This is a genomic window from Paenibacillus sp. OSY-SE, assembly GCF_000283315.1.
GTDB lineage: Bacteria > Bacillota > Bacilli > Paenibacillales > Paenibacillaceae > Paenibacillus_B > Paenibacillus_B profundus.
Map to the genome: position 1 here is coordinate 36,947 of NZ_ALKF01000198.1, position 14,021 is coordinate 50,967.

Here is a 14,021-nt window from a genome sequence, read left to right on the forward strand (position 1 = left end):
TTGGGCAACACGAAATCAATTTTCAAAATATATAAAGGCTGTTCAAAAAGTCTTTTTTGAACACGCACTATTATAGCCTACTTTAGGCCCCATGTAACGTCCCGGCGCTACAGTTCGTATCTTCAACGTCATCCAGATGTAAAATGATGGTTTCCAAGCCATGGGTGATGGAGCTTAATGACATGCTTGCGGCATTGGGATGGACGGCCGCTTGCTCGGGCAAATACGGAATATGGATGAAGCCGCCGCGCTTTCCTGAACCGTCAGGCTCAATATGAAGCTCATGCATTAATGTATAGAAGATTGCGTTGCAGACAAATGTCCCCGCTGTATATGAGATCGAGCATGGTATGCCGGCAGCATGCAATGCTTGGCGCAGCGCTTTTACGGGCAGACGCGACCAATACGCGGCAGGTCCGCCCCGCATGACCTCGTCATCTGTCGGCTGTGCTCCGTCGTTATCCGGTATGCGAGCATCCATCAGATTGATGGCTACCCGTTCCAATGTAATATCCGGTCTTCCTCCCGCTTGTCCGATGCAGAGCATGGCATCTGGCGCGAACGTATTCATCGCTTCACGCAGCGCAGTTCCTGCACGCGCGAACGAAGTCGGCAGCTGCACCGCGTGTACTTGGTAACTGCCAATAGTACGTCCATGGAGGGAGCGTACCGCTTCCCATGAAGGGTTGATGCTGTCTGCTCCGAATGGGTCAAAGCCCGTTAGTAATAAGTTTTTGCTCATATTGATGCACCTCTTATGTATAGTATGGTTCATTTCAATCTGGCGGAAAATATGATATCCTTGTCAACGTGTGAAAGGAGCAGCGAACTATGTCACAGCTTGATATCTCATCACTTCTATTACTCGGAATGGCGGGTTTGGGCATTGTTAGCGGCAATTCCACCATTACGATCGCCATGATCGTGCTGCTGCTGCTGCGCGTAACCAACCTGAACAGCCTGTTCCCTTGGATAGAAAAATACGGGCTCACCGTCGGAATTATTATTTTAACGATCGGGGTCATGTCGCCGATTGCAAGCGGAAAAATGTCCGTCGAGACGATTTTGGCTTCCTTTGTGAACTGGAAATCGCTCTTGGCTGTCGTTATCGGAATGCTCGTCGCTTACCTAGGTGGACGGGGTGCTCAGCTAATGGGCCAATCCCCGACGATCGTCGCCGGATTATTGGTCGGCACGGTGCTCGGCGTCGCCTTGTTCCGCGGCGTGCCAGTCGGACCGCTCATTGCCGCTGGGATTCTATCGTTATTCATTGGCAAATCGTAATCATTGCAATATAGGAATCGTAAAACAGTACGCACAAGACGCTTCGGACGTTTCGATCGGGGCGTCTTTTTCTTTCCATGAACCGCTTTTCGCCCTCACACATCATACGACGAATCCGGTTTGCCAGCAAATGAATGGAAGCGTTACAATCGGGATAAAGGATTCAAAAGGAGCGAAATAATCAATGCACACCTTCCCTATCGTTACGGTAGAACAAATGCGGACATGGATCGCTGCACGATCGACGAGATTGGCATTCCGGCACTTGTCTTGATGGAAAATGCGCGACGCGCAGTTGCCGAGGAAGCGCTCCGGCTGCTCTCGCATGGGCGCGGACATTGGGTCGTACTCGTCGGTAAAGGCAATAACGGCGGCGACGGTCTTGGCGCGGCATCTCGCTGCTGCGGGACAGGACGTCACCGTCATTAATGCGGTGCGGCCAGAGCAACTTGGCGGCGATGCCGCCGTGGAACGCGATATCATCGAATTTTTGTAGAGCGGCGACTTTTTATTTACTGATGGAATGAGGCTGAACGCGCCGTCATATGCTAGGCTAATGCCGTCTTCACCTCGTTTCGATAAGGTGCGAACGCAGACAAGATTACGTGGAATATAACGCACAAGGTGTAAAAATGATGCAAAAATTAGTTGACAATGCTTGAAGAACGATGCTAGAATCAACAAACAGAAGCGACTTTTTCGTACAATTTATTGAGCGGAAACATCGTCGCAGTGAACATTACTTCAGAAAGGCGGGTGAACTCCATGCGCAAATTATTTGATACCAATCAACGGAACCAAGTATTCCATCAACTAATTTCATATGTTTGGAGCCCTGCCGGAAGAAACGATCATTCGTAAGCATAATGCACCAGCATCGAACCGGATCGTGATTCTCTCATGAAGTGTACCTTTGCGCGCAGCATACGCTGGCGTGCCTCGCAAGCCCTGTTCGAACACAGTCCATGGCGAAGCGATGCGATCACTTCATATGAACAAGACGGGCGCTAATATCGCTCGAACATACACCTTGCGTAACCCAGAGGTATATCGTCTACGAACGATATACCTTTTTTATTTTTACATATTATCCTCTAAAGAGACAAAGGAAGTGAAATTTCATGCTGTCTGTACTAGGCAAGCTCGGTTGGTTCTTTAAAGAACATAAGACGAGATACATCATCGGAGTGACGATGCTAATAGTGGTTGGCGTAATCGAACTGATACCGCCTCGGCTGCTGGGGCAAGCCATCGACGACATCGTATATGGAGTCATTACGGCGGAATCGCTATTGCGTTACCTATCCTACATCCTTATCTCCATGGTCGTTATTTATGGAATCACATACGTATGGATGTATCAAATTTTTGGGGGCGCGAACTTGGTCGAGCGCAAGCTTCGTTCCAAGCTGATGCGTCATCTTCTCAAGATGACTCCTCCATTTTTCGAAAAACACCGTACCGGTGATTTGATGGCACGCGCCACGAACGATCTGCGCTCGGTATCGCAAACGACGGGATTTGGCATGCTTACTTTGACAGACTCGACTGCTTTTTTGGTCGTCGTGCTGTTCGCCATGTTCCTGCTCCAGTGGAAGCTGACACTGGCGGCCTTGCTGCCGCTTCCCTTCATTGCCGTGGCCATGAACGTGTTCGGCAAAAAGATTCATGAACGCTATACGGTTGCTCAGAATGCGTTCGGAGATATGAACGATCAGGTACTCGAATCCGTCGGCGGCGTGCGGGTGCTCCGTGCGTATGTGCAGGAGAAATCCGATGAGGCGCGCTTCCGCGGCATTACCCAGGACGTATATGAAAAAAATATTGAAGTCGCCAAAGTCGACGCCTTGTTCGATCCGACAATTCGGCTGTGTATCGGCTTGAGCTATATGATTGGATTGGGTTACGGAGCTTATCTCATCATTCATAACGAGCTGTCGCTCGGAGAACTGCTCGCGTTCAATATGTATCTCGGGATGATGATATGGCCGATGTTCGCCATCGGTAATTTGATTAACGTCATGCAGCGCGGCAACGCCTCGCTCGACCGGGTCAATGAAGTGCTGTTCTATACTCCAGACGTTCAAGATGCTGCACAGACCAAAGATGTCGCCGTTCCGGAAATGCTCACCTGGAGCAATTACCGATTCCGGTATCCGGCTTCGACGGCAGACAACTTGGCTCATGTGTCATTGACTTTGCGTAAAGGACAGACGCTTGGCATCGTCGGCCGGACCGGCAGCGGGAAGTCCACCTTCGTCAAGCAACTGCTGCGCGAATATCCGATGGGCGACGGCGAGTTTCGGATTAACGGCGTTCCGGTCGAGCAGATTCCGATCGATCGCATTCATAGCTGGATCGGCTACGTGCCGCAGGAGCAGATATTATTCTCCAAAACAGTCAAGCAAAATATATTATACGGCCGCTCGGGCGGCAGCGATGACGATGTCATGAACGCCATCGACACCGCCTCCTTCACCCATGACATCCCGACTCTCTTAAATGGAGTGGAGACCCTTGTCGGCGAGAGAGGCGTCGCATTGTCCGGAGGCCAGAAGCAGCGTGTTTCGCTGGCGCGCGCCTTCATTAAAGAGCCGGAAATCTTGATTCTCGATGATGCGCTCTCGGCGGTAGATGCCAGAACGGAAGCCAATATTATCGCCAACATCCGCGAGCAGCGCTCCGGCAAGACGACGCTTATTACGACGCACCGGCTGTCCGCCGTGGAGCATGCTGATAGGATTATCGTGCTCGATGACGGCAAAATCATTGAAGAAGGCACACATGAAGAGCTGTTGAAGCAAGACGGTTGGTATAAAGAACAATACGAACGTCAGCAGCTGGAATCCGGATTATAATTATAGGAGGACTTCGTATATGGAAGTGGAACAACAGACGACCGATCCGAAACATGTCGGCAAGCGCCTGTGGCAATACGCTTTGCAGTACAAAGCGAGCTTCATCATCGCTTTGCTCATGCTAATTTTAACCGTTGCTGCACAGCTCTCTGGTCCGTTTATTGCAAAAAATATAATTGATAAACATATACTGGGCATCGAAAAGCCTTACTATGAAACGTCTGCTGATGCGAAGGGCGCAATTGCTTATGAAGGACGCCACTTCAAGCGAGAGGATCGCTTTGCAGAAGTGGATCCGAAAGGCAAAGAGGTCCGTATTTTACAAGTTGGCAAGCAATTCATCTTCGTGGACGGCTCTGTCCCTGCTATTGCGGGAGAGCGTCGCTACGAAGGGGGTACATTAACGATTGGCACGGGAGCTGCCACATGGTCGTCCCCTGCAACGGCAATGACCTTGCAGCAGCTTTTAACGTTTTATCAGCCTGAAATTATCGGCATTATTCAAAATATGGCTTTATATGTCGGTCTCCTGCTCGTTAGCGTCATAATGAGCTTCGGTCAGATACTGGGGCTGCAGACGGCGGCGAACCGGGTCATCCGCAAGCTGCGGGGCGATGTATATGCGCACGTGCAGCGTCTGCCAATCCCGTATTTCGACAATTTACCTGCGGGCAAAGTCGTCTCCCGGGTAACGAATGATACGGAGGCAGTGAAGGATCTGTTCGTCTCGGTGCTGGAGGGCTTCACCTCAGGTATCATTACGATTACAGGTATTTATGTGGCACTGTTCATTCTGGATGTGAAGCTGGCATTGATTTGCACGTTCGTGCTGCCGCTTATCATTATTTGGATTGTGCTCTACCGTAAATTTGCAACAAAATATAACAAAGTGATACGCTCGCGATTGAGCTCCATCAATGCAATGATTAACGAATCCATTCAAGGGATCCCGGTCATTCGCTCGTTCCGCCGTCAGAAAGAAACGATGGAGGAATTCGAAAATTGGAATGAAGAATATTTGGCGAATCAGAACAAGATGTTGAATTTAAATGCATTAACGTCTCATAATTTGGTTACCGTCTTGCGAAATATTTCTTTTGCGGTAGTGCTGTGGTATTTCGGAGGAGCGTCGCTGAGTGGTTCTGGGGTGATTACACTCGGTGTGCTGTATGCATTTTCCGACCTGTTGAATCGCTTGTTCCAACCGATTACAGGCATGGTCAACCAGTTGGCCAACTTGGATTCATCACTCGTCTCGGCGGGCCGCGTGTTCGAGTTGATGGATGAACCGGGCGAAGAGCTCTCCGAAGGCTCTATGCCTCGTTACCAAGGTCATGTCGAGTTCGATCAAGTTTCCTTCGCCTATAAAGAAGACTTTGTATTGAAACAAATTTCGTTCGAAGCAAAGCCGGGTCAGACGGTGGCGCTTGTCGGGCATACTGGATCGGGAAAAAGCTCGATTATGAACCTACTATTCCGCTTCTATGATCCGCAAAAAGGCGAGGTCCGCATTGACGGCACACCGATAACGAGCGTGCCAAAGCAGTGGATACGCGAGCATATGGGCATTGTGCTGCAGGACCCGTATCTGTTCACCGGGACGATTGCGAGCAACGTCAGCTTGAATGACCCGCGAATTTCGCGTCAACAAGTAGAGGACGCATTGCGGGCTGTCGGGGCTGATCGTGTACTGAAAGGGCTGCCTAACGGGTTCGATGAACCCGTCGTTGAGAAAGGAAGCACACTGTCTGCCGGACAGCGGCAGTTAATCTCGTTCGCACGGGCGCTCGCCTTTCAACCGGCCATTCTTATTCTGGATGAAGCAACGGCCAATATCGATACGGAGACGGAGTCTATCATTCAAGAGGCGCTAGACGTGCTGAAGCGCGGACGCACCACATTCATCATTGCTCACCGTCTGTCCACAATTCGCAGCGCCGACGTCATTCTCGTTCTACATCGGGGTGAAATCGCCGAACGCGGATCTCACGATGAGCTGATGGCGCTAAAAGGCCGTTATTACAAAATGTATCAATTGCAGCAAGGCGCGGGCAATACAGCTACAAATACGGATGTGTACGGTGTGCAGCACACCGCCGCGGCACAGTCTGCCGCCACCATCGTGCCCTCCCTGTAGGCGTTAGGGCGAACTGTTAAATTACATTTTAAAAAACGAAAGGGGCTGTCCACAAGGTTTGAATGACCTGAAGGGCAGTCCCTCTTTTTACTGAAGGGCGGGCTGAGCTCTCTGATTCTTCCTGCAATGAATTTTGTGCAATGGAACAGCTTCATATCTCTCTTTACGGTAGATTTTATTGGATTTCATCCAGCGTTTTGACACTAAATTCGCATCATTCACTGAAATGCAGTCAGTCCACAAGGTTGTCCCTCAATTGTCTCAAGCAGGGAAAAGCGCCTTCCCATTATTTACGCATAAGCCGTATAAAAACGCAAAATGGTGGAGCAGAATAGAACCTGCCCCACCATTTTTTTTGTTTTAATGAACTGAGCTGTCCCTCAAGGAATTTAACTACTTTTGGGATAGCTCCTTTCTCCTTGCCTACGCTGGTCGTGCTAGTGTAAAGAGCATTTGTTTTTTATAAAATGAATTTGGTTTTCCACGCGATTCATTTCCTGCTCGATCTCATCGGACATGCCGCCGATGGCTTTTGTGCGCAACGACTCGAGCTCCGCTATAAGCTGGGGCAGATCGTCGTTTACTCGCGCACAGTTGTAATCACTTTCAATATTGTCGAGCATCGTAATCCCTCCAGACTAAAGCCTGCTGCTATTTGCTTTTGTTTTTTCCTTTTGCGTTGTTGGCGTCCGAAGTGCGTGTCGTCGTGTTTTGTCTGGAATGCCCTTGCTGTTTGTGTGCCATTGTTATACACATCCTTTGTCATGGTTTAGTATGCTGCGAATGAATGAATTCAAATGAATTCCCATCAACTAGCCTTCCTGCTTAGGAATGCGGTTGAGGCTTGGTGGTCGGGCGCCCGCTTTCTCAGGCTTAAGCGTGATGCTTTCTTCTTTTTGGCTTGATTTGTTCTGCTGTTGATGAATGCGTTCCGCTTTATTGTGCGGCATGCCGCTCACCTCCACCCTTATCCTTCCCACAGCACACTCTTTTATGACGAAGGACATGATGCAATTACTGCTTGTTGCTGTCGTTCGAGTTGACCTTGAATTGCGTCAGCATCGATTCCATATCCCGGCTCAATGACAATAAGCTGTCAGCAGAGGCGGCAATCTGTTCCGTGAGCGCCGACTGTTCTTCCGTCGTAGCAGCGACGCGGGACGTATGATCGTGGGAGCTCTTGGCGACGCTGGACAACTGCTCGACGAGCAGCGAGACATCTTCGCAGGATTGCGCAATCTGCTTAGCGATCGTTCGATACTGCTCCACCTGCTCATTCGTCTGAGCAATGGCTGAGGATATGCTGCTGAAGGCGTTATCTGCCTCTTGGACCGCCGTCAGACCATGCATAACCGCATCCTGCTGCCGCAGCGCGGCTTGCTCGGTCATCATTTGCTTTGCATGAACTTCATGAATCAACTCCATAATAGTATGGAGTGAACGCTTCGAATGCTCTGCCAATTGGCGCACTTCCAACGCGACTACCTGGAAGCCCCGTCCGTGCTCACCGGCGCGAGCAGCTTCAATCGAGGCATTCAACGCGAGCAGCTCCGTCTGCTTGACGCTATTCTGGATTAAGCTGGCGGCCCCGTTAATCTGGTTGACCACTTCAGACAAGCTTGAAAAAGCGTGGTGCGTCTCTTCGGATGCGGATTGGATGACATTCATCTGCTCGACCGCTCGTTCCACGACATTACGCCCAGTATTTGCCTGTGTTGAAGATTGCTGCATCCATAGCGCTACTTGATCAGATGATGCCGCGATCTGCTGAACGCCTGTTGCAATTTCACCCATCGCTGCTTTCGTCTCTTTCGCGTTATGCTGCTGCTCCAACGCTCCGTTCGTCACTTCCATCATCGCGCTTGCCGCTTCTTGCGCCGCGATGGCTGTTTCTTCCGCGCCGCGCTTCAGCTCTTGCGACGATATCGACACATTGTTCGCAGCTTGCTGTACGCTCTGCAACAAATTCCCCAGTCGGCCAATCATATGATTGAATACGGTCGACAGCCGCCCAATTTCATCTTGCGTCTTCACATCCAGCTTCACCGTAAGATCGCCTTCCGCCGCTTGCTCACTAAGACGATGGATGACGTTAAGCGGCTTGAGTTGGCGGTAAATATACCAAGTGAGAATAAGCATGCCGACGAATCCCAACGCCAAACCGGTAATGAGCGCCTGCTTCAAGTAGTTCATGAACTCTTGCTTGACCGGTGTGTAGTCAAAATCAAGCACAAAGTAAGCAAGCGTCTTGCCGCGATCATCCTTGACCGGCGCAATCGCGCTAATCAGCGTATCATCACCGATAAGGAACTCGTCGGACAAGGCTTGTCCCTTCTTCATCATCTCTTTATAAGCCTCTTCAATGGATGGAGGCATTTCGTAGGTCTTGTTCGCGGTCACCCCTTGCTGTTCAAGGCCGCTATTCGCTTGCAAAATACGAAATGCGGCGCGTTCCGCTCCTTCTTGCTTCCCTTCGGGCACAATAAGGAAGGCGTTTACAATGTCATCCTTGGCAATGACATTAAGACGTCCGCGTATGAGCCTGAAGATCGAATCTTCCATCGGCGCATTGGCTTCTTTGCTCTGCAGCATGTTGGATGCTTGCCGGATCGCGCCCTTTACATCGGTTAATTCCATCTTCACGAACAATTCATGCTTTTGTTGTAAAAAGTCCAGGTATAACGCTTTTTCACGAGAATACTCCCGCATGATGAAAAAGCCGCTAATCGCCATCACAATGATGTACGAAACCAAAATAAGCTTCGGAATGATGCTGCGCTTAAACCAATCCATGAGCGTCCCCCTTTTCAATCTTGCTTACAATAAAGTAATCTTCATGGATTTTATCATATTTCGGCAGCGCGTATGCATCTTTTTAGATCATTTATCCCCCCAATACGACACGATCATCGACGAATTGCTCTCCGCGAACCCGTTCGAACTCACGCAGCAGTTTCTCGACCGTCAGTGAGCCTTTGTCAGCTGCCGCAATATCTAGCACGATTCTGCCTTTATCCATCATTATCAGCCGGTTGCCGAGCCGAATCGCCTGCTCCATATTGTGCGTCACCATCAATGTCGTTAGCGAGGACCTGCGGACGATTTCTTCCGTCAAACGTGTAATCAGTTCGGCACGAGCCGGATCAAGGGCCGCCGTATGCTCATCTAACAGCAAAATGCTAGGATTCGTAAATGTCGCCATCAGCAAGCTAAGCGCTTGGCGCTCCCCACCGGATAACAGGCCGACCTTCGCACTCAAGCGATCCTCAAGGCCCAGCCGCAAGCTGGCCAGCTGTTCCTTGAACCACGTACGGCGATGACGGTTCACTCCTGGGCCTAGTCCACGCCTTCCTATACGTGCTGCCGCGATAGCCAAGTTCTCCTCGATCGTCATCGCATGCGCCGTACCTGCCATCGGATCTTGAAATACTCTGCCAATCCAGCGGCTCCGCCGATGCTCGGGCATCGATGTCACATCGCGGTCATCGATGATTACATTTCCGATGTCGGGAAGGATTGCACCAGATATAATATTCATCAAAGTCGATTTGCCTGCCCCGTTGCTGCCGATAATCGTCACGAAATCACCTGGATTCAGATGCAAATGAATATGCGTCAGTGCCAACTTCTCGTCCGCTGTGTTCGGATTAAAAAATTTACTGACCTGTTCCATTTTCAGCATTTTACTCACCGCCCTCTTTTGTATATTGAATAGCTCGCTGACGGCTTATGTTGCGCTGATTCACCGAGCGGCGAATCATAGGCAGCGTCAAGGCAACGATGACGATGACGGCTGTAAGCAGCTTCATATCAGTTGCGTTCATCTGCAAACGCAGCGCGATCGCGACGATAACACGATATAATACAGCGCCCAGAAGAACGGCAAATGTCGCCCGTGCGATGGTACGATGTCCAAAGATGGCTTCTCCGATAATAACCGAAGCTAATCCGACTACGATCATGCCCACGCCTGATTGAATGTCGGCAAAGCCTTGTGACTGTGCGACCAAGGCGCCTGAGAGAGCAACAAGCGCATTGGAGAGACTGACGCCGAGAATAAGCGTACTGTCGGTATGAACGCCGAAGCTGCGTATCATGCGCGGGTTGTTGCCGGTCGCCCGCAGTGAAAGTCCAATTTCCGTGCGCAAGAACCAATCCAATCCGAACTTAACAAGCAATGCAAATACTCCCATAACGATGAGCATCGTGTATCCTTGCGACAATGGGGTCAATACCGTATCCGTGTCCACTATCCCGATGTTGGCCTTCCCCATAATGCGCAGGTTGATGGAATAAAGGGCGATCATCATCAAAATACCAGACAAAAGCGCATTGATTTTACCTTTCGTATGGATAAGCCCCGTAATCATCCCCGCTATGCCCCCTCCTAAAAAGGCGAGCACCGTGCCGATTAACGGATGAATGTCCGATGTAATGCATAGAGCGGCAATCGCCGCCCCTGTCGTAAAGCTGCCGTCTACCGTCAAATCCGGAAAATCCAAAATTCGAAACGTTATATATACTCCAAGCGCCATAATGGCATATAACAAACCGAGTTCAACTGATTTTTGCATTGCCATCAAAAATCCACTCATCACTTGTTCCTCCTTTATAATCTTATAAAATAAAGAACGGCCTGCAATGATGCAGGTCGTATTATCCGTCTTCACCGGACAACGTGCCGTCACCTTGCCGACCGTTCTTGCCGACCATACATTTCGTTCCGCTCACTACCTCAGCAGATGCGATATCGCTTTTATTCGAATAAGTTATCAGGCTTCACTTCTTGTTTCAACGCATCCGACACTTCAAAGCCTTGCGCTGCCGCAGCCTTCAAGTTCAAGGCCAGATCAAGCGATTCAGGGAATTTGGCCGCGATATCCGACGCCTTCTTGCCATCCTTCAATATTTCTACTGCCATTTTGCCTGTCGTGTAACCAAGATCGAAATATTCAAAGCCATAGGATGCCACACCGCCGTTCTTGACCGAATCCTTCTCTGCCACAAACAGCGGAATTTTGTTGTCATTCGCAACGCCAACCGCAGCGCTTAATGCGCTGACCACCGTATTGTCGGAAGGCACATAGATTGCCTGCACCTTGCCAATAAGCGATTCGGCAGCCTGCTTCACTTCAGAGCTGTTCGTGACCGGCGCTTTATGAACGGTTAAGCCCAGCTTTGTCAGCGCCTCCTCCGCTTGCGTCACGTTCACGATCGTGTTTTGCTCGCCTTCGTTGGCTAATATGCCGACCGCCGTTACGTCCTTCACATTGTTCTTGATAAACTCCATCAGCTTCGAAATCGCTTCCGGGTGCAGGTCGGTCGTTCCCGTCACGTTACCGCCCGGACTCTCCATACTCTTCACCAAGCCTGCCCCAATCGGGTCCGTTACAGCAGTAAACAGAACCGGGATATCCTGTGCTTCCTTTGCCGCCGCTTGAGACACAGAGGTGCCGATGCCTAATATAAGTTCAACGCCACCCGTAGCAAATTTCTGCGCTATCGTTGCCGCATTCGAGTTGTCTCCCTGCGCGTTCTGATAATCGATTTCCAGATTGTCGCCTTCGACATATCCGTTATCCTTGAGCGCTTGAAGAAATCCTTTGTGTGCTTCATCAAGCGACGTATGGTTTACGACCTGCGCTACGCCGATTTTCACTTTGCCTGCCGCTTCTTTTTTCGTGTCTGAACCAACTGCGGTAGACGAGTTCCCGGCTCCTGCAGCCCCTCCGTTGGTTGCTTCACTGCCGCCGCAAGCTGCAGTGAACAGCATCATTACCGTAAGAATCCCCGCTAGAACGAAATGACGACTTGACTTCATAAATGCTTTCCCCTTTCTTCTCCCTCGATATGAGCTGAATTATAACCTGCACTAATGCGACGCACCGATGGTCAATTACCGTTTTTATGGTTTAACGCGCAAAAGCATGAACCCAGTAACGTGCCATTGACATAATTGTATATATTTATGCCGTCTCGTCAATATAAACGTTTGATATTTATGGTATTTTTTAGGTTAAAAATGGGTGTTTTTATAGTTTTCTTGTTCCATATATAAACAAAGCCATCTTTCTTCACTGCTGTCGAAAGATGGCTTTGTTGGATGTATGTTTCACACGAATGTGAATTTTTCTTTATTGCGTTGTGTGATGAAGATGGCTGCCGCCCTGCTTCCTGCTCTCGATTTCAATGCGCAGCAGCTCTAGGAAAGAAGGCTCCAACTCCATGCGGAGCGCTTCTTGATAAGCTTCTAACAAAGATTCGTCTTTTAATAGCGCAAACATGATTGCTCTCTCTATACTCCTTTGTTCGTGCTGTCTCGATAATCACGCCGGCGAGCCACACCATCTGCATACGCGGCATCCACCACCGCGTCGCGAACCTTGGACACGACCTGCGTGTTAAAGACGCTCGGAATAATATATAGTTCACTTAATTCTTCAGGGGACACCACTTCCGCAATCGCATGGGCTGCCGCCAGCTTCATGCGCTCGGTCACTTTGGAGGCGCGGCAATCCAGCACGCCACGGAACAACCCTGGGAAGCAGAGCACATTGTTAATCTGATTCGGGTAATCCGAGCGGCCAGTCGCAATAATGCGGGCTATGCCTTCGATTTCCTCTGGATCGATTTCGGGTGTCGGGTTCGCCATCGCGAATATGATCGGATCCGACGCCATCGCAGATACGTCTTCCTTCTTCAACACACCTGGACCCGATACGCCGATGAACACGTCCGCCCCTTTAATGACATCAGACAGCATGCCGCGCTCACCATTCGGATTCGTCTTCGCCGCAAAACGGTTCCAAGCCTCGTTCGCGTACAATTCATCCCGATTAAGCGCTCCTTGCCGATCGACGCCGATAACGTTGACCGCTCCAGCAGACATTAGCATTTCCGTACATGCCATTCCAGCTGCGCCGATGCCGCACAATATGATCTTGCAATCTTCTATCCGCTTGCCGACGATGCGCAGCGAGTTCAAAATACCGGCAAGCAAGACGACAGCCGTACCGTGTTGATCGTCATGGAAGACCGGGATGTCAAGCAGCTCGTTCAGACGCTGTTCGATCTCGAAGCAGCGCGGTGCTGAAATATCCTCCAGGTTGATGCCGCCGAAGGCTGGTGCGATCGCCTGAATCGTCCGGATAATCTCTTCCGTATCCTGCGTATCGAGACAGATCGGGAACGCGTCGACATTCGCGAATTGCTTGAACAGCATCGCCTTCCCTTCCATGACCGGCATCGCGGCCATCGCCCCGATATCGCCCAGTCCGAGCACGGCCGTTCCGTCTGAGACGACGGCAACCGTATCCCGCTTAATCGTCAGCGTATAGGCACGAGAAGGATCCTCGTGAATTGCCATACAGACACGTGCTACACCTGGGGTATAGACACGCGACAAATCATCGCGGTTCCGGATCGGAACCTTTGGCTGCATTTCAATTTTGCCGCCCAAATGAAGCAGGAACGTCTGGTCCGATACGTTAACGATTTTGACGCCTTCCACTTGCTTCAAATGTTGGACGATGCGATCGCCTACGCTGCCGTCATACACGTTCACCGTAATGTCGCGAACTGTTGATGCCGCTGTGCCGCGAATGACGTCAATCGCAACAATGTCACCGCCGCCTTCACCGATAGCTGCTGCAACTTGTGCAAATGTGCACTGATTTTTATCAATTTCCATACGAATAATAATATTCGTGCTTGACCCTAACGACTTGGCCATTGTCGTCACT

At 50.3% G+C, this 14,021-nt stretch carries 12 protein-coding genes and 1 pseudogene; 4 read left to right on the forward strand and 9 right to left on the reverse strand.

Annotation, left to right across the window (positions count from 1 at the left end):
- Window positions 1-82: 82 nt before the first annotated feature.
- On the reverse strand, window positions 83-742 hold the full coding sequence (gene pcp / locus A372_RS0124525; RefSeq protein ID WP_019423562.1) for a pyroglutamyl-peptidase I: 660 nt from the start codon (window positions 740-742) through the stop codon (window positions 83-85).
- Window positions 743-831: 89 nt separating this feature from the next.
- Here pcp and A372_RS0124530 point away from each other — a divergent pair, with 89 nt between their 5' ends.
- The 4 genes and pseudogenes from A372_RS0124530 to A372_RS0124550 all read left to right on the forward strand — a co-directional run bounded on the left by A372_RS0124530 (window position 832) and on the right by A372_RS0124550 (window position 6,279).
- Window positions 832-1,284: a DUF441 domain-containing protein gene (locus A372_RS0124530; RefSeq protein ID WP_019423563.1), complete on the forward strand. Its 453-nt coding sequence runs from the start codon at window positions 832-834 to the stop codon at window positions 1,282-1,284.
- A gap of 184 nt (window positions 1,285-1,468) precedes the next feature.
- Window positions 1,469-1,777, forward strand: a pseudogene (locus A372_RS36695) (NAD(P)H-hydrate epimerase); the annotation flags it as partial.
- A gap of 628 nt (window positions 1,778-2,405) precedes the next feature.
- Window positions 2,406-4,142, forward strand: a complete 1,737-nt coding sequence (locus tag A372_RS0124545) for an ABC transporter ATP-binding protein (protein ID WP_019423566.1) — start codon at window positions 2,406-2,408, stop codon at window positions 4,140-4,142.
- A gap of 19 nt (window positions 4,143-4,161) precedes the next feature.
- Window positions 4,162-6,279, forward strand: coding sequence for an ABC transporter ATP-binding protein (locus A372_RS0124550; RefSeq protein ID WP_019423567.1), 2,118 nt, complete (start codon window positions 4,162-4,164; stop codon window positions 6,277-6,279).
- Between the two features lie 437 nt (window positions 6,280-6,716).
- Here the strand turns inward: A372_RS0124550 and A372_RS0124555 are convergent, their stop codons facing one another.
- The 8 genes from A372_RS0124555 to A372_RS0124590 all read right to left on the reverse strand — a co-directional run bounded on the left by A372_RS0124555 (window position 6,717) and on the right by A372_RS0124590 (window position 14,011).
- Complete coding sequence (locus A372_RS0124555; RefSeq protein ID WP_019423568.1) at window positions 6,717-6,902, reverse strand: hypothetical protein; 186 nt, start codon at window positions 6,900-6,902, stop codon at window positions 6,717-6,719.
- 189 nt (window positions 6,903-7,091) lie between these two features.
- On the reverse strand, window positions 7,092-7,229 hold the full coding sequence (locus tag A372_RS38025; RefSeq protein ID WP_019423569.1) for a hypothetical protein: 138 nt from the start codon (window positions 7,227-7,229) through the stop codon (window positions 7,092-7,094).
- 64 nt (window positions 7,230-7,293) lie between these two features.
- Complete coding sequence (locus tag A372_RS0124565; protein ID WP_019423570.1) at window positions 7,294-9,072, reverse strand: methyl-accepting chemotaxis protein; 1,779 nt, start codon at window positions 9,070-9,072, stop codon at window positions 7,294-7,296.
- A gap of 91 nt (window positions 9,073-9,163) precedes the next feature.
- Complete coding sequence (locus tag A372_RS0124570) at window positions 9,164-9,961, reverse strand: ABC transporter ATP-binding protein (protein WP_019423571.1); 798 nt, start codon at window positions 9,959-9,961, stop codon at window positions 9,164-9,166.
- 1 nt (window position 9,962) lies between these two features.
- Entirely contained in the window at window positions 9,963-10,874 is a 912-nt protein-coding gene (locus tag A372_RS0124575) for an ABC transporter permease (RefSeq protein WP_019423572.1), read from the reverse strand.
- A gap of 161 nt (window positions 10,875-11,035) precedes the next feature.
- Window positions 11,036-12,100 (reverse strand): ABC transporter substrate-binding protein, encoded by a 1,065-nt coding sequence (locus tag A372_RS0124580; RefSeq protein WP_019423573.1) that lies wholly within the window; start codon window positions 12,098-12,100, stop codon window positions 11,036-11,038.
- Window positions 12,101-12,413: 313 nt separating this feature from the next.
- Window positions 12,414-12,563 (reverse strand): sporulation histidine kinase inhibitor Sda, encoded by a 150-nt coding sequence (gene sda, locus A372_RS36700; RefSeq protein WP_019423574.1) that lies wholly within the window; start codon window positions 12,561-12,563, stop codon window positions 12,414-12,416.
- An 11-nt stretch (window positions 12,564-12,574) separates the two neighbouring features.
- Window positions 12,575-14,011 carry an NAD-dependent malic enzyme gene (locus A372_RS0124590; RefSeq protein WP_019423575.1) on the reverse strand — a complete coding sequence of 479 codons (1,437 nt, stop codon included), beginning with the start codon at window positions 14,009-14,011 and terminating at the stop codon, window positions 12,575-12,577.
- Window positions 14,012-14,021 lie beyond the last annotated feature (10 nt).